Source organism: Streptomyces sp. NPDC058701 (assembly GCF_042715295.1).
GTDB lineage: Bacteria > Actinomycetota > Actinomycetes > Streptomycetales > Streptomycetaceae > Streptomyces.
Genome location: NZ_JBHXSY010000013.1, coordinates 125,232 through 148,396, shown reverse-complemented (window position 1 = coordinate 148,396; position 23,165 = coordinate 125,232). Strand labels below are relative to the sequence as shown.

Sequence of the window (23,165 nt, the reverse complement as noted above, 5' to 3'; positions counted from 1 at the left end):
TACCCCGGTGGGGGGGGGTTTCTATGTCTTTAACCCCCGGGGGGCGCCCCCGGCCCCCCTCCCCCGCGGGGGGGGCGGGGGCGCCCCCCCCCCCCCCCCGCGGCCGGGGCGGCCCCGGCCCCCCCGCGCACGCCTCCCATTCGGTACGGGGGCACTCGTCGCCGCCGAGGTGCACGTACGGGGCGGGGAAGACGTCGGTCACCTCGTCCAGCACCGTTCGGCAGAAGTCCAGCACCTCGTCGTGGACGCCGAACACGTTCTCGCAGACCCCCCAGCGCGTCCAGGTCTCCAGCCGGACGCCGGGGCGGTTGCCGAGGTGCGGGTAGGCGGCGAGGGCCGCCCGGGCGTGTCCGGGCATCTCGATCTCGGGGACCACCGCGACGCCCCGCCGGGCGGCGTACGCGACGAGGTCCGCGAGCTCCGCCCGGGTGTACGACCCCGCGTGGGGCCGGCCGTCGCCGGCGCTCTCGCCGCGCCGGCCGCCGACCTCGGCGAGGCGGGGGTAGGCGGCCACCGGCATCCGCCAGCCCTGGTCGTCGGTGAGGTGGAGGTGCAGCACGTTCAGCTTGTGCAGGGCGAGGAGGTCCACGAACCGGCGTACGTACGCGGCGGGCTGGAAGTGGCGCGCGACGTCGAGCATGGCTCCGCGCCATGCGAACCGCGGCCGGTCGGTGATCCGCAGGCAGGGCAGGGTCCATGCGGAGCAGCGCCGCGCGCTCCCGGCGAGCGCTTCGGCGGGCAGCAACTGACGCAGGGTCTGTACGCCGCGGAGCAGGCCCTCGGGGCGGGCCGCGCGCAGCACGACGGCCTCGGTGGAGACGGTGAGCCCGTAACCCTCCGCGCCGAGGCCGCCGAGCGCGGGGTCGAGGAGGAGGACGACGCGGCCGTCGGACCGCGGAGGCAGGGGCAGCCCGGTGGCCGGGGCGAGCGCCTCGCGCAGCAGGTCGGCGGCGCCCGCGGCGCCCGGACCCGCCCGCACGCCGGTGAGGGCGTCGAGGGTGAAGTGGCCGGGCAGGGCCGTGACGGAGTCGGGGCGGGGGACGAGCGCGATGGCGGAGTGGCGGGGCATGCGCGGTGGGGCTCCTCACCTGGTCGGGCGTCCGGCGGAACGGGGGCGGCCCGGACGGCGGGTTGACGGGACGGCGGGTGACGGCGGCGAGTCGGCCGCGGCGGGACGGCGGTGAGGCGACGGCAGGTCGGCGGTGGCGGGACGGCGGTGGCGGGACGGCGGTGGCGGCGGGCGGTTGACGCGGAGCGATCAGCCCTTGACGGCGCCGCCGGTCAGGCCGGCGGCGACCCGGCGTTGCAGGACGAGGAAGAGCAGCAGGACGGGCAGGGCGAAGAGGGTGGCGGCGGCCATCGTCGCGCCCCAGTCGGTGCCGAAGACGTTGGAGAAGGAGGACAGCCACACCGGCAGGGTCCGGTCGTCCTGGTTCTTGATGATGATCGTGTTGGCGAAGGCGAACTCGTTCCAGGCGGTGATGAAACCGAAGAGCGAGGTGGCCAGCAGTCCGGGCGCCAGGAGCGGAAGGGTGACCCGCCGGAAGGCGGTGGCCCGGGTGCAGCCGTCGACCTGCGCCGCCTCCTCCAATTCGACCGGTACGGCGGTCAGGAAGGAGCGCAGGGTCACGATGGTGAAGGGCAGGGTCACCATGAAGTAGATGAGGGTGAGGGTGGGGAGGCGGTCCAGCATGTCGGCGTCGCGGACGATGACGTACATGGGGATGAGCAGGGCTTCCCAGGGGGCGACCTGGGCGATGAAGACCATGAGCAGGAACCCGCGGCGGCCCTTCCAGCGGAGCCGGGCCACGGCGAAGGCGGAGCCCAGGGCGACGATCAGGGCCAGGAGCACGCAACCGGCGGTGACCAGAAGGCTGTTGCGCCAGAAGGACCAGAACCCGTCGGCGGCGAGAGCGGTGCGGAAGTGGTCGAGGGTCAGGGACGTGGGCAGGAACCGGGGGGTGTCCGCCTGGATGGCGGCGGTCGGTTTGAAGGCCGTCAGGACCATCCAGTAGACGGGGAAGGTGCTCGTGAGGAAGACCGCCAGCGCGGTGGCGGTCCGCGCGGCGGACGCGAGGGCGCGGCGGACACGGTCCGGGGCCGGGGTACGCCGTGCGGGGCGGCCGGCCGGGGTGGCGCGGGCGGCCGCGGGCCCGGCCGGGGCGAGGGGCGGGGCGGGCGGGGTGGCGGGCGGGGCGTTCACTGGTCGGCCTCCTGGCGCAGCAGCCGGCGGAAGTACGCGATGAGCACGCCAACGAGGAGCAGCACGGTGAGGGTGGACACGGCGGCGCCGAGGTCGTAGCGGTGCAGGGACTGGGCGATGCGGTAGGCGTAGACGGGCAGGGTGGTGGTGGCTCCGTCGGGGCCGCCGCGGCTGATCGCCCAGATCTGGGCGAAGCACCGGAAGACCCAGATGACCTCCAGGCACAGGACGAGCCCGAAGACGGGCGAGAGGATCGGCAGGGTGAGGGAGCGGAAGGTGCGCCAGGGACCGGCCCCGTCGAGCCGGGCCGATTCGTACAGTTCCTCGGGGACCGTGAGCAGCGCGGAGTGCAGGGTGATCGCGGCGAAGGGCACGGACTGCCAGACGACCAGCACGACGAGGATCGTGAAGGTGGCCGGGCCGTCGGCGAACCAGGAGTAGTCGCGGTAGGACTCGAAGCCCAGGGTGACCAGCAGCCAGTTGACGACGCCCAGGCGGGAGGCGAAGAGCCATTGGAAGACGGTCGTGGTGGCGATGACCGGGCTGGCCCAGGCGAGGACCAGGCCGCTGGTGACGAGGACGCGCAGGACCCGGCCGAGGCGGCGCAGCAGCAGGGCGATGCCGGTGGACAGGAGCATGATGAGGACGACGTTCAGGGCGGTCCACCCCAGGGTGCGCCGGGTGACCTGCCAGAACTCGGGGTCGGCGAGGATCCTGCGGTAGTTGTCCAGGCCCGCGAACCCGGCTCCGCCGCGGATCAGTTCGGTCATGCCGTAGTGCTGGACGGAGATCAGCAGGTTGCGCAGGAGCGGGTAGCCGAGCAGGAGCAGGCAGCCGAACAGGGCGGGGGCGATCAGCAGGTAGGGCAGGAGTGCGCCTGCTCCGGGTCGCTTCGTCATGTCCGGATCAGGAGCCCAGCGTCTTGGTGATGCTGTCGGAGGCGGCGCGGGCGGCCCGGGCCGGGTCCGTGCCGGTGAGGACGGCCGTCATGTAGCTCTTGATCGGGTTGGTCGCTTCGACGGCGGCCCACTGGGGGGAGTTCGGTGTGGCGCGGCCCCGTGCCGCGCCGGCCGCCATGGCGGCGGTGCCCTCGTTGTCCTGGACGACGCGGGCGAGGCCGGTGCGGTTGGGCACGTAGCTCATGGCGCGGGCCAGCTCGGTCTGCCACTGCTCTCCGGCCAGGGCCTTGACCACTTCGTACGCCGCCTCCTGGTGCGCGGAGGCCGCGGGCACGATGAGGTCGGAGCCGCCGGTGAACACGGAGCCGGGCTGGTCGGCGGTGGGGCCGGGGACGGGGAAGAAGCCGAGCTTGCCCGCCAGGGCGGGATTGGCCTTCTCGACGGCCTTCGCGCCGCCGGGTACGGAGATGATCTGGGCGACGTCGCCCCGGGCGAACACCTCGGCCTGCGGCGGCTTGGCCTCGTCGGAGTCCTTGGGGCCCTTGCCGAGGGCCTGGAGCCGGCCGTAGTAGTCCATGGCGCGCTGGACGGCGGGCGTGTCGAGCGCCCCCTTCCACTTCCCTCCGTCCTTGACGGCGAACTCACCGCCCTCGTCCCACACGAACCCGGCGAGGGTGTACCAGTTCTGACCCGGCAGGTAGATGCCCTGCCGGCCGCCGGTGTTGAGCTTGGCCGTGACGGCGAGCCATTCGTCCCGGGTCCGGGGCGGGGCGGTGATGCCCGCCTGGGCGAAGTGGTCCTTGTGGTAGACGACCACGCGGTTCGCGGCGTACCAGGGGATCCCGTACTGCTTGCCGTCGATCCTGCCGGGGGCGGCGAGGCCGGGCAGCCAGTCCGCGCCGGCGAGCTCGGTGGTCTTCGCGGTGAGGTCGGCGACTCCGCCGCCGGCCGCGTACTGGGCGACCTGGGTGTTGCCCACCTCGATGACGTCCGGGGCGTTCTTGCTGGCCAGAGCAGCGGTGATCTTCTCGCCGATGCCGTCCCACTCCTGGATCTGGACGTCGAGGGTGGTGTCCGGGTGCTGCTGGCGGAAGTCGGCCGTGAAGCGGGTGAGGAAGTCCTCGGAAACGCTGTCGCGCATGATCCAGACGGTGAGGCGGGTGCCGCCGGCCGCGTCGCCGCCGGATTCGGACGGGGAACCGCAGGCGGAGACGGCGGCCGCGGCCAGCAGGAGTGCTGCCGGTCCGGCGATGGTACGGATCTTCACGGATCACCTCGGGTTCTGAACGCGCCACGGATGCGTGCGAGTTGACCAATTGGCAAGGTGGTCAGCTGGGTGGCTCGAAGGTGACATGACCCAGTCATCGCGTCAACCCTCCCCATCGGCAGGATTTTCGGCGGCAGTCTCGCGGGGAGACGACCCAAATGGTTAGATGCATATGACCAGTTGGACAGATGACCAGATGGCAGGGGGCGAACGGTGGGAGAGAACTCCCCTGGAGGGGGCTCGGGACCCGGGACGACGGGATCGGCACCGGTGCCGGGCACGGGGCGTTCGCGGGTGGCACCGGGGGCGGCGCCCGGGTCGGTACCGGCACCCGGGCCAGGGCCGGGAGGGGGGCCGGCGCCCGGGTCGGTCCTCAAGCGGGAGAGGGTGCGCGAGCACCTCCTCGGCCTGATCGACATCCGCCGCCCGGGCGACGCGATTCCGTCGGAGCGCACCCTCTGCGCCACCCTGGAGGTCTCCCGCCCGACGCTCCGCGCGGCCGTGGACGAACTCGTCGCCACCGGCGCCCTCGTACGGGAACACGGGCGCGGCATGTTCGTGGCCCCCGCCAAGATCACGCAGGAACTCTCCGCCGGCGAGACCCCGTTCGCCGTCCGGCAGGCCTCGGGCCACTGGTCCAGCAGGGTCCTGGAGCACTCGACCATCCAGGCGGGCGCCCGGATCGGGCGTCGCCTGCGGATCTCCCCCGGGGCGGAACTGCTCTACATCGCCCGGCTCCGCCTGGTGGACGGGGCGCCGATGGCGATCGAGCACCTGCACATCCCGGCCGATCTGATACCGGCGCTGACCCCCGCCGAGCTGGAGGCCGGCGACCTCTACGAGCACCTGCGCAACCACCACGGCGTCTACGTGCACGAGGCGCAGCAGTCGATCGAGCCCACGGTGGTCAACGCGGCGGAGGCGGGCCTGCTGGACGTGCCCCTCCTCTCCCCCGCCCTCCTCATCGAGCGACTCACCACCGACTCGACCGGCCGCCCGGTGGAGTACGTGCACTCGGTGTACCGCGGGGACCGCTACCGGATCGTCTCGCGGCTGGCGCTCGGGGCGACGGTCCCCGGCACACCCCGGCCCGGCCACCACCCGGGCATCCCCCCGGGCGACCTGGGCCGGCGCGGCATCATCACGTCCACCACGAGCGGCGACATCCATACGAGCGCCTGACGCGCCGGGGCGGAACGGCCCGGCAGGCACGGCGCCGGATCAGACCGAACCGACACGACCGGACCGGACCGGGCGGCACGGCCCGCCCGCCCGCCCGCCCGCAGCCGTTTTTGCCGAAGCGGCAAGCGAACGCGACGCGCCCCGCCGTTCCCCGGATGATCGACATCAGCCTTGTCCCGAGGCGCATGCCGAACACCGGAGGAACCATGCCGCAGCAGTCCACGGACCCCGTCCACCGCCTGGTCCCCGCGCCCGCGGGCCGGATCCACCTGGTGGAGCAGGGCAGCGGGCCGCTGGTGCTGCTCGTGCACGGCTTCCCGGAGTCCTGGTACTCCTGGCGCCACCAGCTGACCGCCCTGGCCGCGGCCGGGTACCGCGCGGTCGCCGTGGACGTCCGCGGCTACGGCCGTTCCTCCAGGCCGGAGGGCACCGACGCGTACCGGATGCTGGAACTGGTCGAGGACGGCGTCGCCGTGGTCGAGGCCCTGGGCGAGCGGAGCGCGGTGATCGTGGGCCACGACTGGGGCTCGGCCATCGCCTCGAACTCGGCACTGGTCCGGCCGGACGTCTTCCGCGCGGTGGGCCTGCTCGGCGTTCCCTACACTCCGCGCGGCGGGCCGCGGCCCAGCGAGGTCTTCGCGGGGATGGGCGGGGAGGAGGAGTTCTACGTCTCCTACTTCCAGGAGCCGGGACGCGCCGAGGCCGAGATCGAGCCCGACGTCCGCGGTTGGCTCGTCGGTTTCTACGCCGCCCTCTCCGCGGACACCATGCCCGGACCCGGCGCGCCCGGCCCGTACTTCGTCGGCCGCGGCGGAACGCTCCGCGACCGGTTCCCGGCCGGTCCCCGGCCCGCCTGGCTCGGCGAGGGCGACCTCGACGTCTACGCCGCGGAGTTCGAGCGGACCGGACTGCGCGGAGCCCTGGCCCGCTACCGGAACATGGACCGGGACTGGGAGGACCTCGCCCGATTCGACGGCGCCCCGGTGACCCAGCCGTCCCTGTTCGTCGCCGGCGGCTCCGACCCCTCCACCACGTGGCTGGCCGACGCCATCGAGGCGTTCGGCACGACCCTGCCGGGCCTGCGCGGTTCCCACATCCTCGAAGGCTGCGGCCACTGGGTCCAGCAGGAACGCCCCGCCGAAACCAACCGCATCCTGACGGCCTGGCTCGCCTCCCTGCCCCACTGAGACCAGCGGGGCGGGCGGGGCGCACGCGCGGGCCCACGCCCCGCGCATGCGCCGTTATGCACCAACAGCCCTCGCCTGTCCGGAAATCATCCTGATTGTGACGGCCGATTCGCCCCATACTGGCGACGTTTCACCGACCGCCATCCGGGCCGGGGGCGGATGGCACCGTGCGCCGCCCGCTCCCGGTTCCGTACCGGCCCGCGAGGAAGAGAAGGTCCCACCATGATCCGGATCAAGATCCGCATGCGCTCGTTCGCCGTCGCAACGCTCGCCCTGACCGCCGCGCTCGGCGCCGTGCCCGCCGCGTCCGCGGCCCCCGCCGACGCGACGGCGTTCAGCTGCTCCTCCGGCTACTTCTGCATCTACAGCGGGTGGAACGGCGAGGGGACGCGATGTCAGTGGTCGCAGTCCAGCAAGGCGAACACGGCCGACGACTGCTCCTTCATCCAGCGGGGTGAGAACGTCCGCTCCGTCTGGAACGCCACCAGTCGCCGCGTGCAGTACTACACCCAGACCAACCACAACGGCCGTGTCGGCTCCACCCCGGCCCGCGCCGGCGGCAACCTCCAGGGGAACTACCAGATCCGCTCCTTCAAACCCCAGTAGCCGTACGGCGCCACCCCCGCGACACCCGGCGGCGGGCCGGGGGGCGACGCCCCCGGCCGGCCGTCCTCCAGGAGCCGCCCGCGGCCCGCTCGCTCGACGGCCTCGCCTTCGCCCGCGTGGCCGGCCGGGCGCCCGGTCGGGCCGGAGGCCGCCCCGTGCGAACCCCTGTTCGTCAGCACGGGACGGCCCGCGCCGCACGTCCGGGTGGTACTTCGCCGCGCGGGAGCGTTCCGGCCGTTCGGGTCCGGGCGAGCGGCGAGAGTGGCTTTCATGATCATGAATCCCGATGCCGACCCGGCCGTCCCCGAAGCTCCCCGGCCCTCCGGCGCTCCCGCCCCGACGCCCTCCCGCCGGCCTTCGCGGCGGACCGTCATCGTCGGCGCGGCCGCCGTCGCGGGCGCCGGCGGGCTGGCCGTCGCCGCCACCTCCGCCGAGACCTCGCAGGCCGCCCCGGCCGCCGCGGTCACCGACTGGGAGGCCTGCCTGGCGACCGCCCGGGCCATCCTCGTCCGGGACGACGAGGACCGGCCACTCGTACCGCGCTATGCCGACATCCTCCTGAAGAGCGGCCTCCCCCGTTCCCGCCGCCCTGGCAAGAAGGTGCTGATCGTCGGCGCCGGGCCGGCCGGGCTCACCGCCGCACACCTCCTGCGCGAGGCCGGCCACCGTGTCACCGTCATCGAGGCCAACGCCAACCGGGTGGGCGGCCGGATCAAGACCTTCCGCACCGGCGGTCACGAGAACGCCGCGCAGCCCTTCGCCGACCCGAAGCAGTACGCCGAGGCCGGTGCGATGCGCATCCCCGACAGCCACCCCCTGGTCACCGGACTGATGGACGGCCTCGGCCTCAAGCGCCGCCGCTTCCACCTGGTCGACGTGGACGGGGCCGGCCGCCCCGCCCACCGGACGTGGATCTACGTCAACGGCATCCGCGTCCGCCGCGCCGACTACGCGCGCGCCCCGCAGACCCTCAACCGTTCGTTCGGGGTGCCGCGGCCGTACGAGTCCGTCCCCGCCGCCCAGATCGTCCGCACCGCATTCGCCCCCGTGCGCAAGGAGATCGAGGGCAAGCAGGACCGGGCGCTCGTCGAGGGATGGGCACGCATCATCCAGCGCTACGGCCACATGTCGATGTACCGCTTCCTGATGGAGGAGGCAGGCCTCGACGAGCGGACCGTCGACCTGATCGGAACGGTCGAGAACCTCACCTCCCGCCTGCACCTCGCCTTCGTGCACAGCTTCATCGGCGCCTCCCTGATCAGCCCCGACACCGCCTTCTACGAACTGCCCGACGGCACAGCCACCCTGGCCGACGCGCTGTACGCCCGTGTGAAGGACCTCGTACGGCTGGACCGTCGCGCCACCCGCATCACGCACGGCGAGGGCAGGGCCACCGTCGAGACCGTCTCCGAGGGCCGCGGCGGCAGCCCCGTACGGCGCGAGACCTTCACCGCCGACACCGCCATCGTCACCGTCCCGTTCTCCGGCCTGCGCCACATTCCCATCAGCCCCGCGCTGTCGTACGGCAAGCGGCGCGCGATCACCGAACTGCACTACGACGCCGCCACCAAGGTGCTGCTCGAATTCAGCCGCCGCTGGTGGGAGTTCGACGAGGCCGACTGGAAGCGCGAGCTGGAAGCCGTGCGGCCCGGCCTGTACCGGAGGTACCAGACCGGGCAGACCCCGGCGGACGGAACCCTGCTGGGCGCCCACTCCTCCGTGCCCAAGGGCCACGTCTCCCCCGCCCAGCGCTCCCACTACGCCGCCTGCCGTGGGGTCACCCGCGACCAGCCCGAGGCGGCCGGCGTCATCGGCGGCGGCTCGGCCACCGACAACCCCAACCGCTTCATGTTCCAGCCCTCCCACCCCGTCGAGGGCAGCGCCGGGGGCGTCATCCTCGCCGCCTACAGCTGGTCGGACGATGCCCTGAAGTGGGACTCCCTGGACGACGAGGAGCGCTACCCGCGCGCCCTCGCCGGGGTCCAGGAGGTGTTCGGGCAGCGCATCGAGGTGTTCTACACCGGCGTCGGCCGCACCCAGTCCTGGATGCGCGACCCGTACGCCTACGGTGAGGCGTCCGTACTGCTGCCGGGCCAGCACACCGAGCTCTTCCCGCACGTCGGAAAAGCCGAGGGGAGCCTCCACTTCGCCGGATGCCACACCTCGATCAAGCCGGCGTGGATCGAGGGAGCCCTGGAGTCCGCGGTGCGGACCGCCCTGGAGGTGCACATGGCGTAGCGGCCGTCCCGCGGGCGTGGTCAGCTCTCGGCGAGCACGATCAGCCAGTCCTCCTCGGAGAACCGGATCCGCTGCCGCTTGTCGGGGTTGATCACCACTCCGTGGCCGGGGCCGGTGGTGCACGACGCCCGCAGCCGGTAGCCGACCGCGCATTCCCCGCGCCGCCGCGCCGACTCGACGGCGGTGGCGAAGGAGACCTCGGAGCCGGCCCGGACGTAGTCCGCGGCCGGCTTGAGGTGGAACTCGTGGCCCTCCGCCTTGAACAACTCCTCGAAGACCGCGGCGAGATACGGGCTCTCCGAGATCTGCGTCATCAGGAGGCTGATCAGCCTGCCGCTCACGATGAAGTCGGCGCCGTCCCGGGCGGGCGCGAGGAGCCGGTTTCCGTCGGAGGACATCTCGGTGGTCAGGACGAGTTCCCGCTGCGCGGCCTCCCCGATCGCCCGCAGATGCAACAGCGTGACCAGCGTCCGGTCGTCCGCCCGCTCCTCCGGATCGGCCGCCGGATCCAGGCCGGCCACGGGCGCGTCCGTGCTCCCGGGCTCGGTCTCACCGATCACGATCACGCTGTCGTACGAGGGCACGTCCAACTTGGCCAGGGTGAGCGGGTCGGTGATGTCACCTTCCTGGAAGGAGACTTCGAGGCGGGACCGCGCGGCAGCGGCGGCTCGGGCGCCGCGCGTGGCCGCGTACGCGCCGAGCGCCACGACGTCGAGCGAGGCTCCCGGGCTCACGTACTGGTCGAGCTGCTCGATGACGAGCGGGGCGCGGCGGTTCCAGCCGAGCAGGAGCAGACGTTCGACCCGGGCGGTCCCCGGCCCGGCCGTCACGATCGCCCGCTCCTCGACGTGAAGGGCCACGTCCGCCCGCACGGCCGTGTCGTCGTCCCGGGAGATCACGATGATCCGGTCGGCACGGCCGAGCACGGCCGCCGGGTCCGGATTGAGCGTCACGCTCCCGTCGTCGTGCAGCAGGCCGACCGCCGAGGACGTGGCGAACGACAGCAGCACCTCGCCGAACGTACGTCCCGCCAGGCCTCCGGCGGCGACGGGGTAGAACTCGTCGCCCTCGAAGTCCAGCAGCTCCGAGTACACGAGCGAGAGGCCGGGCTGCCGGGCCGTCTGGACGAGGAGCCGGGCGACGATGTCGTCGACGCACAGGACGTGTCCCGCGGGCCCGGCGGCCAGCCGTGCGGTCACCTGGTTGCGGGAGTCACGGACGGCGGCGACCACCACCACCGGTTCGCCCTGTCCGGGCCCGGAGACGGCCGCGTCGAGGGCGAGGAGCGTCTTCACCACGTGGGAGTCACCGCTGTCCCCGGTGGGAGGCAGCACCAACACCGACTTCGCGGTGTGCGGGCTCACCCGGCACAGCCCGGTGGGGTCGGTGGTGCTCCCGTTGCGGCAGATGATCCGCGTCCTGCCGCTGTCGCGGACGCGACCGGAGATCTCGTCCTCCATCCACACCTTGTCCTGCGGGGCGAGGACGGCGACGGCGGAGCGGCGCTGATTCGCGTTGGCGGCGACCAGCTCCCCGATCACGGGGAAGACCTGGTCCGACCACCCCAGAACCACGGTGTGCCGCGTCTCCAGCACGGTGGAGTGACCGAGGCGCAGCGACATGATGCGCCGGTTGATGCCCGTGGTGATCAGACTGACCAGGGTCGACACGAAGAGCAGCGCCACGAGTGCGAGCGATACGGAGGCCAGCACGAACAGCGGGGAGCCGACCGCACCCCCGATCTTCAACGTCTGACCGACGCTGACCCACACGGCGGTCATCCGGCCGGAGAGAGTGGCCGGGGCGGCCCGATCGGACCAGACCAGGAGCACGCTCGCCGGAACGACGACCGCGAGGCAGACCAGGGCGAGCCAGCCGATGAGCGCGGTCGTTCCGCCCGAGACGAGATGGTCGAACCGGTACCGGAGACGGAGCCGGAGTGACGTCGTGTGCTGCCGCGCCACACAGGCTCCCGTACATGAGTCAACGCGCCGATCGGAGCCGCTGCCCGCCGCCCCGGGAGTCACCCTAGGCAGATCTCGGCCCACGACCCCCTCGAACCCCGCCGGTCTCACTCAGAGGTGTGAACGCACCCCGGGTCCCGGTACCCGCGGCCGGCGGCAGTCGGACCCCACGCGGAAGGGCGGCGGCGGGGGGGGGGGGGGCGGGGGGGGGGGTGCCGCCCCCCCGCCCCCCCGCCCCGCCCCACTACCGCCTCACGGCCGTCCCGCCTGCCGGGACGGCGCCGCCCGGCCGGGGAGTTCCCCGGTCAGACCGCCGGGACCGGGTAGGTCGGGTACTCCACCCCGGACACGTGCTGGACCACGCGGATGACCTGGCAGGAGTAGCCGAACTCGTTGTCGTACCAGAGGTAGAGGATCGCGTCGTCACCCTCGACCTTGAGGGCGCCCGCGTCGATGATCGACGAGTGGCGCGAGCCGATGAAGTCGCTGGAGACCGCGTCGGGAGCGCTGATGAAGTCGATCTGGCGCTTGAGCGGCGAGGCCAGGGAGACATTGCGCAGGTAGTCGAGGACCTCCTCGCGCGTGGCCTCGCGGGCGAGCCGCAGGTTGAGGATCGCGATGGAGACGTTCGGGACCGGGACGCGGATCGAGCTGCCGGTGATCCTCGCCTTGAGGTCGGGGAGCGCCTTGGCGACCGCGGAGGCGGCGCCGGTCTCGGTGATCACCATGTTGAGCGGCGCCGAGCGGCCGCGCCGGTCGGAGCTGTGGTAATTGTCCAGCAGGTTCTGGTCGTTGGTGAACGAGTGGACGGTCTCCACGTGGCCGCGCAGGACGCCGTACTCGTCCGCCATCGCCTTCAGCGGCGGGACGATCGCGTTGGTGGTGCAGGAGGCGCAGGACAGGATCTGCTCGTCCGGCTTGATGGTGTCGTGGTTGACGCCGTGGACGATGTTGGGCACGTCGCCCTTGCCCGGAGCGGTCAGGACGACCTTGTCGATGCCGGGGCGCAGGTGCTTCGACAGGCCCTCGCGGTCGCGCCACTTGCCCGTGTTGTCGATGAGGATGGCGTTCTTGACGCCGTGCGCCGTGTAGTCGACCTCGGACGGGTCGTTGGCGTAGATCACCTTGATCTCGTTGCCGTTGGCGATGATCGTGCTGTTCGCCTCGTCGACGGTGATCGTGCCCTGGAACTGCCCGTGGATGGAGTCGCGGCGCAGCAGCGAGGCGCGCTTGACGATGTCCTGGTCGCCGCCCTGGCGGACGACGATGGCGCGCAGGCGCAGGCCGTTGCCGGAGCCGGCCTTCTCGATGAGCAGGCGGGCGACGAGACGGCCGATGCGGCCGAATCCGTAGAGGACGACATCGCGCGACTCGCGGCGCTCGATCTTGTCGGCGCCCGTGGCGCCGATGACGGCCTCGGCGGTGAACTCCGCCACCGAGAGGTCACGGTCGTCGGTCCGGTAGGTCGCGGCGAGCATGCCGATGTCGATCTGGGACGGGCCGAGGTCGAGGGTGGCGAGGGCCTGGAGGAACGGCAGCGTCTCGGTGACCGAGAGCTCCTCGCCGGCGATCTGCCGGGCGAACCGGTGGGTCTTGAGGATGCTGACGACCGACTTGTTCACCAGGGAGCGGCTGTGAAGCAGGACCGTGACGTCCCTCTCCCGGTGCAGCTTCCCGATGATAGGGATCATCGACTCCGCGATCTCCTCGCGGTTCTTCCAGTTGGTGAACGAGTCGTCATTGACAGTCACAGGTTTTATCTTTCGAGCTAGGCGGCGCTCATATGCTAACCCGACCCTCCTTTGATCTTTGAAACGGGCCACCTGGAGCTTCTCCGCCTCGCGCCGTACGGGTCCACCGTCGGCCGGTACCGCACAGCGGGTGCGTCCGGCACCCGGCTGCTCTAGCGTCGGAGGAAGGGAGGGAAGGGGAGGGGCAGCCTGCCGAGCAGGTCCGGTACGGGGACGGACCGGGCGGCCGCGCACCGGCCGTCGCGCGCTCGGCGCCGTTCCCGCGCGGATCCGGCACATCGGTCCCGGGCCGCGCGACGACCCGGAAGCAGGTGCGTCCCATGCGCACGTCGACCCGTATCGCAGGCGTCCTCACCGGCCTGACCCTCGCACTAGGCGGAGCCGCCCTCGCGGCCCCCGCCGCCCACGCGGACGTCACGGCCTGCATCAACCAGGTCGAGCGGGAACTACAGGGCGGTGAAGCCCCGGACTCGATCCGGATGGCGTGTTACGCCGGGCTGACCGGCGACCACGAGAAGTGCGTGTCCGGCCTCACCGCGGGCGGTGTGACCAACGGGACCGCGGTGACCGCCTGCCGGGTGTCCGTCACGTAGCAGTCTCCCTCGGCGCCGCCCCGGCGCCGCTCCACGCGGGCCCGGAGCGCCCTCCGGGCCCCGCCTCCGATCAGGAGAGCAGGTGCGTCCCATGCGCACGTCGACCCGCGCCGTCGGCGTCCTCGCCGGCCTGGCACTCACGCTCGGCGGAGCCGCCCTCGCCGCCCCCTCGGCCCTCGCGGACATCCCGGCCTGTACGGACATGGTCGAACAGGCGGGGGTCACCGTCACCGCCTCGGTGCGCACGGCGTGCTACCAGGGTGTGGTCAGCGACCTCCAGGGCTGCAGGAACGGACTGGCCGCGGCCGGCGTACCGGGCGGCGCCGCGACCGCCGCCTGCCTGGCGGCACCCCACGAGCCGCGCTAGGGCGGCTCTTTCGGGTCTCGCCGGCCGGCCCGGCGTCCGGGCGGCGTCAGGAGCCTTCCGTGAGCGTCTCGTGGATGACGTGGCGGGCGTTGCGGGCCATCGACGGGTTCGTCAGCCGGTAGTGCGGCAGCGCGATCAGCGCCTGGGAGAGGGTGCGTCCGCGACCGCGCCGCCAGGCCGCGTCGTCCACGTCCAGTGCGGCGCGGAAGACCTCCCGCGCGCCGGCCGGCAGCAGGTTCCACGCGGGGAACAGGTCGCAGGCCGGGTCGCCCGCCCCCGCGCACCCGAAGTCGATCACCGCGGTCAGCCTGCCCCCCTCCACCAGCAGGTTGCCCGGCATCAGGTCGGCGTGCAGCCACACCGGCGGTCCCTCCCAGGCCGGAGCGCGCAGCGCGTCCTCCCAGACGGCGGCCGCCGCGTCGCAGTCGACTCCCTCCTCGGGGATCCCGCGCAAGTCCTCGATCGCGGCCCGGGTTTCGGTGTCCAGCGAGGCGACCGGCCCGCCGCGGTGGGCGGCCGGGGCCCCCGGCAGGGTGACCCCCCGCATCGCCCTCACGAACGCGGCCAGGTCGCGGGCCAGCCCCTCGGGTGCGTCCAGCGCCCCGGCCTCGGGGTTCTCCCCCGGCAGCCACCGGTACACCGACCACGGCCACGGGTATCCCCCGGCGGGTTCCCCCGCCCCGAGGACCTCCGGTACGGCCACGGGCAGCCGGGACGCGAGGCGGGGCAGCCACTCCCGCTCCATGGCCACGTCCCCCGCGCCGCCCCGCGCCAGCGGCAGCCGTACGACCATGTCGTCGCCCAGCCGGTACATGCCGTTGACCGTGCCGCCGGACGGGAACCGCTTCACCGGCAGCCCCGCCCACCGGGGGAACCGCCCGGCGATCAGGCGCCGTACGAGGTCCTCGTCGACGGGAGGCGGGCCGGGATCGGTCGCAGTGCTCGCCGCGCTCGCAGTGGTCATGGGGCGCCATCCGACCGTCCGGCACCGGCGGCCGTCAACCCGTTTTCCGCGCGGTCCGGACGGCAGGGAGGGCCGGAGGACCTCTCCCGGTCCCCGCGGCCGCCACCGCGCCGAAACTGGCGCGATACCACCCACCTCATTGGTTCGACGCATGTCAACATAGGAGGATGCCGAGTACGAAGGTCCTGCCGACGCCGGAGCCCGACATCGCGGGCCCGTGCTGCCCGCCGCTCAGCGAGCGCCCGCTGACCGCGGAGGAGGCCCAGCGCACGGCCGGGATGTTCAAGGCCCTCGGCGACCCGGTGCGGCTGCGGCTGTTCTCCGCCATCGCCTCGCACGAGGACGGCGAGGCCTGCGTCTGCGACATCTCCGACGTCGGCGTCTCCCAGCCGACGGTCTCCCACCACCTGAAGAAGCTCAAGGACGCGGGCCTCCTCACCTCCCAGCGCCGCGGGACCTGGGTGTACTACCGCGTCGAGCCGTCCGTCCTGGCGGCCATGGGCCGCCTGCTCGCACCGTCCGGCTGACCCGGCCTCCTCCTCCGCCGCCCGGACTCGGCGGCGTCAGACGATGCGCAGGTGGCGGCGGGCCGTCAGGGCGAGCGAGATCTCCACGACGTCCGCGGGGCGCGAGAGGAACCGGCCCGTGAGCTGTTCGCAGCGGCGGAGCCGGTTCAGCACCGTGTTCCGGTGGCAGTACAGGCGGGCGCCCGCCCTCCGTGCCGATCCGTCGCAGTCCAGCCAGGCGGCCAGGGTGTCCAGCAGGAGGTCCCGGTCGCCGGGGTCGAGCCGCAGCAGCGGGCCGAGCACGCGTTCGGCGAGCGCGGCGCCGAGCCCGGGCGCGGAGACGAGGAGCGCGGCCGGCAGGTGCTCGTCGAGCAGGACGGTGCCGCCGCTCTCCGGGCAGGCCTGCAGGGCGGTCTCGGCGAGCCGGCGGGCGTCCCCGACGGCAGCGAGACCGTCGACGGCCGAGCTGATGCCGATCCGGGTGCCGGGCGGGCCGCCCATGTGCCGGGCCAGCTCGTCCAGGCTGCTGTCGCCGATCAGGACGATGCCGTGGTCCGCGTCGGCGGCACTGTGCCACAGCACGCGGGAACCCGCGGGCCCGCGGGGCGGCCGGATGCCCGCGTACGCGGCCCGGTGACCGCCGGAGACCAGGACGACGGCGTACCGGCCCTGCTCGGGAAGGTCGACCGCGGCGGCCACCTCGGGCAGGTCGGCGATCCGGGTCGTGCCGTCGAGCAGCGCCGCCGTCATCAGCCGCAGCCGGTTCTCGCGGCGCCAGGTCAGCTGCCGCTCCATCTGCCGGTAGCCGTCGGCGACGAGCCCGCAGTGCTCGTCGACGAAGTTCCACACATCGGCCGCGACGTGCACCAACAGACGTACGTCGTCGTGGTCGTGCCGTGCGGACTCCTCGATCAGGCCCTGCCAGACCATGCCGCCGCCGAGCCGGAAGGCGTGCAGCAACGCGTCCAGGGGCATGCCCTGTTCGGCGCGCACGGCCCCGATCCTCCAGGAGCAGCGGCGGGCGGCTTCGCGGGACTCCCGGGGGTGGATCAGGGAGCCGACGTTGTGCCGCAGGGACTGGTGGACCTCCTGCCAGACCCCGGCGGCGTCGGCCTCGATGGCCGCCCGGTACCCCGGTTCCTGGTGCCCCAGGGCGGCGACCAGCCGGTCGGTGAGGTCCGGCAGGTCGTCCATGAGCCTCCGGGCCGCCCGGTGCAGGACGGTCAGCGCCTCCGCGGTGGCGAGGGAGCGGGCGGGCGGCGTGGCGGGCGGCGGGCCGGGCAGGGCCCGGATCCCGGATCGTGCGGCGTGCGGCATCGCGGTCCTCCACCGGAGTCGGCTCGCTCCGGCGCGCAGGACGGCCCGCCCTCCGCGCCGGGGCTGTGTGGCTCCCGAAGAATGGCATACCGCCCGGTCGGTCCCTAGGGGTGTGCACCATCCTTCTCGGCGCGGTCGACCAGCCGGGCCAGTTCGGTCCGCGAGCGCACGCCCAGGAGCGCGAACACGTTGCGCAGGTGGTGGTCGACGGTGCGGGGGCTGACGGAGAGCCGGGCCGCCACCTCGCGGTTGGTGGCGCCCTCCGCGACACAGCGGGCGATCCGCAGTTGTTGCGGCGTCAGGCGGGCCACGGGCGAGGCAGAAGCGCCCGCCGGCGCGGGAGCGGGCGCCTCGCCCGCGGCCCGCAGTTCCGCCCGGGCCTGTTCGGCCCAGGCGGGGGCGCCGCAGCGCTCGAAGGCGATACGGGCGTCGCGCAGCCGACTCCTGGCCTCGCCCGGCCGGCGCCGGCGGCGCAGCCACTTCCCGTACAGCAACTGGGTGCGGGCCCGTTCGAAGTCGCCGTCCGCCCCCTCGTGGCGGAGCAGCGCGAGGGCGTACAGGGCGTCGGCGTCCTCCGGCGCGGCGAGCAGCGCACGGCAGCGGGCCAGCTGCGCCGGCGCCAGCGGGTCGCCGCCCAGGGCCGCCCAGACGGCGAACGCGTCGACCCCCGCGCGCGCGTGGGCCCGTTCGCCGGACAGTACGGCCGCTTCGACGAAGCACGGCACCGCGAGCATGCGGACGGCGAAGTGCCCGCGGTGGGGCCCCGGCCGGGTCAGTGGGCCGAGCCGGGCGGCGGCCTCGCCCGCCCGGCCGCGGCACAGGTCGGCGCGGGCCGACGCCCACGCGGCCAGGGTCGCGGCCTGGGCGAGCCCGTGCGGGCGGGCGACCGCCAGGGCGGCGCCGGCGTGGACCGCGACGGCTGCCGCGTCCTCCTCGACCGAGGCGACCATGGCGAGGATCGCGTGCTGGTGCGCGGCGACGTTGCGCTGGCCCGCCCGGTGGGCGGCGCGCAGGCCCTCCTGCGCGTGGGCCCGGGCCCGGGCGTGCCGGCCGGCCCGCAGCTCGGCGTAGGCCAGGTGCTCCAGGACCTGGGGGGTGAGGGCGGCGAGCCCGCGCGAACGGACGACGGCCAGGGCCCGGGCGTTGGCGTGGCAGGCGGCCCCGATGTCGCCGAGGACGAGCGCGGCGACACCGGCCCGCAGCAGGCGCGCCGGATCGTCGTCACCGCGCGCCCGCTCCAGCACGCGGCGCAGCGGCGGACGGGCCGCGAGCAGGTCACCGCCGAGGGCGGTGCGGAGCCCCACCCGGTAGTCGGACATCGGGTCGGACATCGGGTCGGGCATCGGTGGGGGCCTCCGATCGGGCCTCCGATCGGGCCTCGGGCCGGGAGGACCCGCGGGGCCTCGGGGGTCCGTGCCCGGGTAGTCGTCGAGTGCCGTAAGGCAGGCGGCGGCGTCGCCCGCCGCCCACGCCGCCGCCATCGCCTCGGCCCTCGCCGTCAGGGCCCGCTCGCGGTCGTACGGGCCGAGCCGGGCCGCGGCCATCAGCAGCGCCTCGTACGCGTCGCCGACGGGCCCGTCCCGGAGCGCGAGGGTGCCCCGGAGGAGTTCCGCCCGGCCGCGCACGGCGTCGTGGGCGGTGTCGTCGCGGGTGCCGGCCAGCAGCGCGCGCGCCCTGCGGGGGCGCCCCGCCAGCCGGGCGTACTCGGCGGCTTCGGTGAGGCGCGTCGTACGGGCGTTGCCGGGGGCGGTGAGCGCGGCGGCCCGGGCGAGCGCCGCCGAGCGTTCCGTGCCGGACGTGGGGGTGCCCGGCGCGGCCGCGGCCACGAGCGCGTCGGCGAGCCGGGGGTCGGGGCCGTCGGCGGCCGCCGCGCGGTGGAGCAGGTGCAGCAGCCGGTACCGGTCGCCGTCGACGGCCGAGGCCAGCAGGGCGTGGGCCGCCCGGCGCCGCGAGGACGGCTCGGCGTCGTACGCGGCCCGGCGCAGCAGCGGACTGCCGAACGTGATGCGGTCGCCGTCGCTGTGGGCCACGCCCGAGGTCTCGGCCGCGTCCAGCGCCGCGGGTTCCAGGCCGGCCGCCCGGGCGGCGCGCAGGACCTGTCCGGCGTCCGCGCCGACGGCGTCGGGCTCGGCCGCCTGCGCGGCGCCGGCCAGCAGCAACAGCAGGCGCGTGCCGTCGGGCAGCGCGGCGAGCCGGTCGCCGACGGTGCCCAGCAGGACGGCGCCGTCCGCGAGCGGCCGGGGCAGCGGACGGTGGCCGCGCAGCTGGTCCGGGGTCAGGCGGGCGACGAGCGCCGTGAGGAGCGCCGGGTTCCCCTCGGCCTCGTACAGCAGCTCGTCCCGTACGGACGGGTCGGCGTCGGCGCCGGTCAGCGCGTCCACCAGAGCCGTCGCGGCACCGTCCTCCAGCGGCCCGAGGCGGACCACCGGCACGCCCCGGAAGTCGGGGTCGTCCGCGCGGTGTTCCGCCGCCGACAGCAGGAACCCGGCCCCGCGCGCGGCGCCGGCCCGCCGGACGGCCGCGCCGAGGGCGGCGCGCGAGGCGGCGTCCCACCGGTGCACGTCGTCGGCGCAGAACAGCAGCGGCCCGTCGGCGGCGGCACCGCCCCACAGGTCCGAGGGGTCCGCCAGGCGCGCCGGAACCGCGTCGACCCGGCCGGCCGTCGCGCGGAGCAGCGCGGGCGGCCCGCCGTACGGAAGGCGGCCGTCGGCGGTCGCGGCGGTCGCCCCCAGGTCCGGGCCGGGTCCGGCCGCGAAGTCCCGGGCGGCGCGGGCCAGCAGGGCGCTGCGGCCCAACCCGGGCTCCGCCGCGAGCAGCAACGCTCCGCCGTGCCCGGCCCGGAGCCGGTCGGACAGCGCTGCCACGGCGTCCAGTTCGGTGCTCCGGCCGTATATCCGGAGCGCGGGGTTCAGGGTCGTCTTCCCGGTCACGGCCGTCACGGTACGGCCGCGTCGACGGCGGCGGAGCGCCCGGATTCACCGGCTGGGCACGCTCCCCGGCACGGCGCCCCGGGTCTGTGCGGGCCCACACCGCGCCGTCCCACGCGGCCCGCACCACGCCGTACCCCGGGTTCTGACTGCTGCCCGGCGGCGCCCCCAACCGCCGCCGGGCGCAGCCTGGTTCAGGAGGCGTGCGGGCAGTTGCCCCGGTACTCCTCGATGGTCAGGCCCGGCCGCGGCAGCGGGCAGAGGAACTGCTCGTAGCGGACGTCGTTGTCGATGAACCGCTTCAGCCACGCGATGCTGTACTTCGCGATGGTCGTGTTCGAGCTGTTCGGCGTGAAGTGCGTCGCGCCGTTCAGCTCCAGGTAGGCCTTGTCGAGCGAGCCCGGCAGGCTTTCGTAGAACGGCTCCGAGTGGGTGCCGACCGGTGCGATCGAGTCGCCGTCGGCCCCGATGACCAGCGTCGGCGTCTGGATCTCTGGCCAGGACTTGTCCAGGTTCCAGCCGGTGAGGGGAATCGCCGCCTGGAGCGACGGCCGGCTCTTGGCGGCCTCCAGGGTGCCGCCGCCGCCCATGGAGTGACCCATCACGCCGAGCCGGCTGCTGTCGATCCGCGTACGGACGGCGCTGCGCCCGGTCAGGTAGTCGAGCGCGGCCAGCAGTTGGCGGCCCCTGCTGTCGGGCTGGTCGAGGGTGGTCAGGGTGTCGATGGTGAGGACGACGAAGCCCTGGGAGGCGAGCCGCGGTCCGAGCCAGGCGATGGACGACTGGCTCGCGGTGTAGCCGGGTGAGATCACCACGGCCCCGAAGGTGCCGTCGCCGGTGGACGTCGGGTAGTAGACCGTGCCTCCGCCGAAGCCCGTGACGCTCAGGGAGGAAACGGTGGTCTGCGACACCGCGTACGAGCCGCGGGCGGCCTCGATGCTCGACACGGTGGGCGCGGGACCCCGCTCGTACGGATTGGCCGCGGCCCGGGCGTCCGGAGTCGTGGCGGTGGTGAACCCGCCGACGGCCAGGAGCACGGCCGCCCCGGCCACGAGCGACCGGAACCGGGCCGTCCGGCGGGCGGGGCGGCCCGCGGCCCGGGCGGCTCCGGTGCCCGGCCCTGCGGAGGCGTCGGTCCCGTGGGCGCGGTGGGGGCTCTCGCTGTTCTGCTGCTGCACGACGGAGTCGTCCTCTCGGTCGTGGCGGAGCCGCCCCGGACGCGGACGGCCGTCGGCTCCCGAGCCGAGGGCCGCGCCGCACACCGGTGGGGACCGCCGTATTCCGTATTCGCTGGCCGGGCCACTGTCCCGGCGGAACCCGGCGGCGCGCATCGGCGGAATCACCGGCCTCGTGCCCCCGCCGCCCGCGCGACGAGCTACGCCGTGGTGGACGGCACGCCGCGCCCCTGCAGGACGGCGTCCGGTGCGCACAGTGGCATGTCGCGGACACGTGGCATGCCGCTCACCGGTCTGTCTCCCCGCCGGGGATCCCGTCCGTCCCCAGCGCGCGGGCCAGGGTTCGGCGTGCGCCGCGGAGGTGCGAGCGGACCGTCGCGGGGGAGATCCCCATCATCCGGCCGACCGTGTCGGAGTCGTGGCCGAGGACGAAGGACAGCAGCACCACGTCGTACTGCTTCTCGGAGGGCAGCTCCGCGATCGCCGCGTACAGGCCGAGCGTGGACTCCGGCAGCTCCAGCCGGCCCCGGGAGGTACGGCGCAGCGCGGCGGACCAGGCCGTCTCCGCCAGCGCGACCCCGCGTCCCAGGGCCGTCAGCCGCCGCTCGACGTGCTCGCGCAGCGCGGCCCAGGCGAAGGCGTGGAGGCTCGCTTCGCGCAGCGCGTGCGGCCACGCCTCCAGCAGGAAGGTGAAGACGTCGTCGACGGCGTCCTCGGCGTCCTGCGCGGTGCCGAGGTGCAGGTGGGCGTAGCGCAGGTAGGCGCGGTGGTGCTGGGAGCGGAAGGCGGTGAAGGCCACGGGCCGGACGCCCGCGGGTTCGCCGGAGACAGCCCGGTACCCGCCTCCCGACGGGTCGGACTCACCCTCGCTCATGCGCTCCCCCGCTCCGGCTCGTCCCGCCTCCGGGGGCGGGGGGTGCGGGGCGGGCGCGGAGCAGGGCGGCGGCTATCGGCGTGCGGGCGGCGACGGCGCCGCTCTCGGCAGGATGCATGTCGGCGTACCCCTTCCAGTGGCGCCACACCAGACCAGGTGTCGGGACCCCGGGTGGCGTGACACCAGGTGGCGTGACACCAGCCAATCGGAGAACGCGTCCGATCGTGCAGACCCGTCCCGGGATGAACCCGGGAGGAGGGCGCGCCGGCTCCCGTACGCGCCCCCGCCGTACCCGGACGCGCCCCGCCCGCCCGCAGTCGGAACCGGCGGCGCGGGCGGCGGTCGGCATGCGGCATGCGGCATGCGGCATGCGGCATGGTGGGCCGCGTGCGGCGGGCGACCGCTGGCGCCCCCGCGCGGGCAGCAGTTGCGCGGCGTCGACCATCATCGGACCAGCGTGCAATGTCTGCCCTGGCTGAGGTAGATTTCCGAGTGTTCCACGATGAGGTAATCGAAACCGATCGATCGTTTTTCGATCGTTTCGATGGCCTCGATCCACCGCACCGCCCTGCCTTCCCGGGACGCCGGGACCGCCAGGACCAGCGGCGCCCGCCGCGCCCTGGAGCAACGACCGCAACAGCGGGCTGCCACGGAGCACGCCCGTCGACCAAGGAGTGATCCCGCATGACCGAACGCCCTGCCCCGCAGGCCGCAGGGGAGGACATCACCGTGGATGTCCTGGACCATGCCGTGGTGGTGCGGCCCGTCGGCGAAATGGACCTCGACTCGATCGCCGCCCTGGGCGCCGCCCTCTCCGCCGCCCTGGTCCACGCCTCCGAGGCGAGGGGCGTCGTGGTCGACTGCTCCCGCCTGGAGTTCTGCGACTCGTCGGCGCTCAACGCCCTGCTCTCCGCCCGGCGCACCGCGGTGGAGGCGGGCTCCGTCATCCGCCTGGAGTCCCCCAACCAGCAGCTCCGCAGTCTCCTGGAGATGACGGGCACCGCGGGCCTGTTCCCCCTCGACCCGGAACCGGCCGGCTGACCCGCGCGAGAGACCGGTGTCCGGCCGCCGAAGCGGGGGGGGGGGGGGGGGCGGCGGGGGGGGGCCCCCCCCCGGCGGAGAGCGGCCCCGCGCCCGGGGGGGGC

Annotated in this window: 19 protein-coding genes; 8 read left to right on the top strand and 11 right to left on the bottom strand. The window is 74.3% G+C overall.

Going from position 1 to position 23,165, the window contains the following annotated elements:
- The 4 genes from ACFWW8_RS16905 to ACFWW8_RS16890 all read right to left on the bottom strand — a co-directional run.
- A partial coding sequence (locus tag ACFWW8_RS16905; RefSeq protein ID WP_386529376.1) for a beta-N-acetylhexosaminidase occupies positions 1–1,069 on the bottom strand: 1,069 nt, incomplete at its 3' end.
- A gap of 189 nt (positions 1,070–1,258) precedes the next feature.
- Positions 1,259–2,008 carry a carbohydrate ABC transporter permease gene (locus tag ACFWW8_RS16900; protein WP_386529554.1) on the bottom strand — a complete coding sequence of 250 codons (750 nt, stop codon included), beginning with the start codon at positions 2,006–2,008 and terminating at the stop codon, positions 1,259–1,261.
- Between the two features lie 191 nt (positions 2,009–2,199).
- On the bottom strand, positions 2,200–3,102 hold the full coding sequence (locus tag ACFWW8_RS16895; RefSeq protein ID WP_386529373.1) for a carbohydrate ABC transporter permease: 903 nt from the start codon (positions 3,100–3,102) through the stop codon (positions 2,200–2,202).
- Between the two features lie 7 nt (positions 3,103–3,109).
- Positions 3,110–4,369, bottom strand: a complete 1,260-nt coding sequence (locus tag ACFWW8_RS16890; RefSeq protein WP_386529370.1) for an extracellular solute-binding protein — start codon at positions 4,367–4,369, stop codon at positions 3,110–3,112.
- A gap of 387 nt (positions 4,370–4,756) precedes the next feature.
- On the opposite strand from ACFWW8_RS16890, the gene ACFWW8_RS16885 reads away from it, so the two are divergent.
- The 4 genes from ACFWW8_RS16885 (at position 4,757) to ACFWW8_RS16870 (ending at position 9,582) form a co-directional block, all read left to right on the top strand.
- On the top strand, positions 4,757–5,551 hold the full coding sequence (locus ACFWW8_RS16885; RefSeq protein WP_386529367.1) for a GntR family transcriptional regulator: 795 nt from the start codon (positions 4,757–4,759) through the stop codon (positions 5,549–5,551).
- Between the two features lie 206 nt (positions 5,552–5,757).
- Entirely contained in the window at positions 5,758–6,738 is a 981-nt protein-coding gene (locus ACFWW8_RS16880; protein WP_386529364.1) for an alpha/beta fold hydrolase, read from the top strand.
- Between the two features lie 222 nt (positions 6,739–6,960).
- Positions 6,961–7,344 (top strand): peptidase inhibitor family I36 protein, encoded by a 384-nt coding sequence (locus ACFWW8_RS16875; protein WP_386529361.1) that lies wholly within the window; start codon positions 6,961–6,963, stop codon positions 7,342–7,344.
- Between the two features lie 276 nt (positions 7,345–7,620).
- A complete protein-coding gene (locus ACFWW8_RS16870) occupies positions 7,621–9,582 on the top strand; it encodes a flavin monoamine oxidase family protein (protein WP_386529551.1) in 1,962 nt (653 codons plus the stop codon).
- 20 nt (positions 9,583–9,602) lie between these two features.
- Here the strand turns inward: ACFWW8_RS16870 and ACFWW8_RS16865 are convergent, their stop codons facing one another.
- Together ACFWW8_RS16865 and ACFWW8_RS16860 are read right to left on the bottom strand one after the other, a co-directional pair.
- The gene (locus ACFWW8_RS16865) at positions 9,603–11,546 is read right to left on the bottom strand and encodes an NAD-binding lipoprotein (RefSeq protein ID WP_386529358.1); all 1,944 of its coding nucleotides are present in this window, start codon (positions 11,544–11,546) and stop codon (positions 9,603–9,605) included.
- Between the two features lie 305 nt (positions 11,547–11,851).
- Complete coding sequence (locus ACFWW8_RS16860) at positions 11,852–13,297, bottom strand: glyceraldehyde-3-phosphate dehydrogenase (protein WP_386529355.1); 1,446 nt, start codon at positions 13,295–13,297, stop codon at positions 11,852–11,854.
- 320 nt (positions 13,298–13,617) lie between these two features.
- Here ACFWW8_RS16860 and ACFWW8_RS16855 point away from each other — a divergent pair, with 320 nt between their 5' ends.
- Together ACFWW8_RS16855 and ACFWW8_RS16850 are read left to right on the top strand one after the other, a co-directional pair.
- Positions 13,618–13,890, top strand: a complete 273-nt coding sequence (locus tag ACFWW8_RS16855; RefSeq protein WP_386529352.1) for a hypothetical protein — start codon at positions 13,618–13,620, stop codon at positions 13,888–13,890.
- 91 nt (positions 13,891–13,981) lie between these two features.
- Positions 13,982–14,257 (top strand): hypothetical protein, encoded by a 276-nt coding sequence (locus tag ACFWW8_RS16850; RefSeq protein WP_386529349.1) that lies wholly within the window; start codon positions 13,982–13,984, stop codon positions 14,255–14,257.
- A 46-nt stretch (positions 14,258–14,303) separates the two neighbouring features.
- Here the strand turns inward: ACFWW8_RS16850 and ACFWW8_RS16845 are convergent, their stop codons facing one another.
- Positions 14,304–15,221 carry an aminoglycoside phosphotransferase family protein gene (locus ACFWW8_RS16845; RefSeq protein WP_386529346.1) on the bottom strand — a complete coding sequence of 306 codons (918 nt, stop codon included), beginning with the start codon at positions 15,219–15,221 and terminating at the stop codon, positions 14,304–14,306.
- 167 nt (positions 15,222–15,388) lie between these two features.
- On the opposite strand from ACFWW8_RS16845, the gene ACFWW8_RS16840 reads away from it, so the two are divergent.
- Positions 15,389–15,748 carry an ArsR/SmtB family transcription factor gene (locus tag ACFWW8_RS16840; RefSeq protein ID WP_386529344.1) on the top strand — a complete coding sequence of 120 codons (360 nt, stop codon included), beginning with the start codon at positions 15,389–15,391 and terminating at the stop codon, positions 15,746–15,748.
- 36 nt (positions 15,749–15,784) lie between these two features.
- Here ACFWW8_RS16840 and ACFWW8_RS16835 read toward each other — a convergent pair whose 3' ends face one another.
- From ACFWW8_RS16835 to ACFWW8_RS16820, 4 genes are all read right to left on the bottom strand, one after another.
- Positions 15,785–17,044, bottom strand: coding sequence for a PucR family transcriptional regulator (locus ACFWW8_RS16835; protein ID WP_386529341.1), 1,260 nt, complete (start codon positions 17,042–17,044; stop codon positions 15,785–15,787).
- A 104-nt stretch (positions 17,045–17,148) separates the two neighbouring features.
- The gene (locus tag ACFWW8_RS16830; protein ID WP_386529338.1) at positions 17,149–19,974 is read right to left on the bottom strand and encodes a LuxR C-terminal-related transcriptional regulator; all 2,826 of its coding nucleotides are present in this window, start codon (positions 19,972–19,974) and stop codon (positions 17,149–17,151) included.
- Positions 19,975–20,165: 191 nt separating this feature from the next.
- Positions 20,166–21,149, bottom strand: a complete 984-nt coding sequence (locus ACFWW8_RS16825; RefSeq protein WP_386529335.1) for an alpha/beta hydrolase family protein — start codon at positions 21,147–21,149, stop codon at positions 20,166–20,168.
- A gap of 283 nt (positions 21,150–21,432) precedes the next feature.
- Positions 21,433–22,020, bottom strand: coding sequence for an RNA polymerase sigma factor (locus ACFWW8_RS16820; RefSeq protein WP_386529332.1), 588 nt, complete (start codon positions 22,018–22,020; stop codon positions 21,433–21,435).
- A 684-nt stretch (positions 22,021–22,704) separates the two neighbouring features.
- Between ACFWW8_RS16820 and ACFWW8_RS16815 the strand changes: the two genes are divergently transcribed.
- Entirely contained in the window at positions 22,705–23,061 is a 357-nt protein-coding gene (locus ACFWW8_RS16815; protein WP_386529329.1) for an STAS domain-containing protein, read from the top strand.
- Positions 23,062–23,165 lie beyond the last annotated feature (104 nt).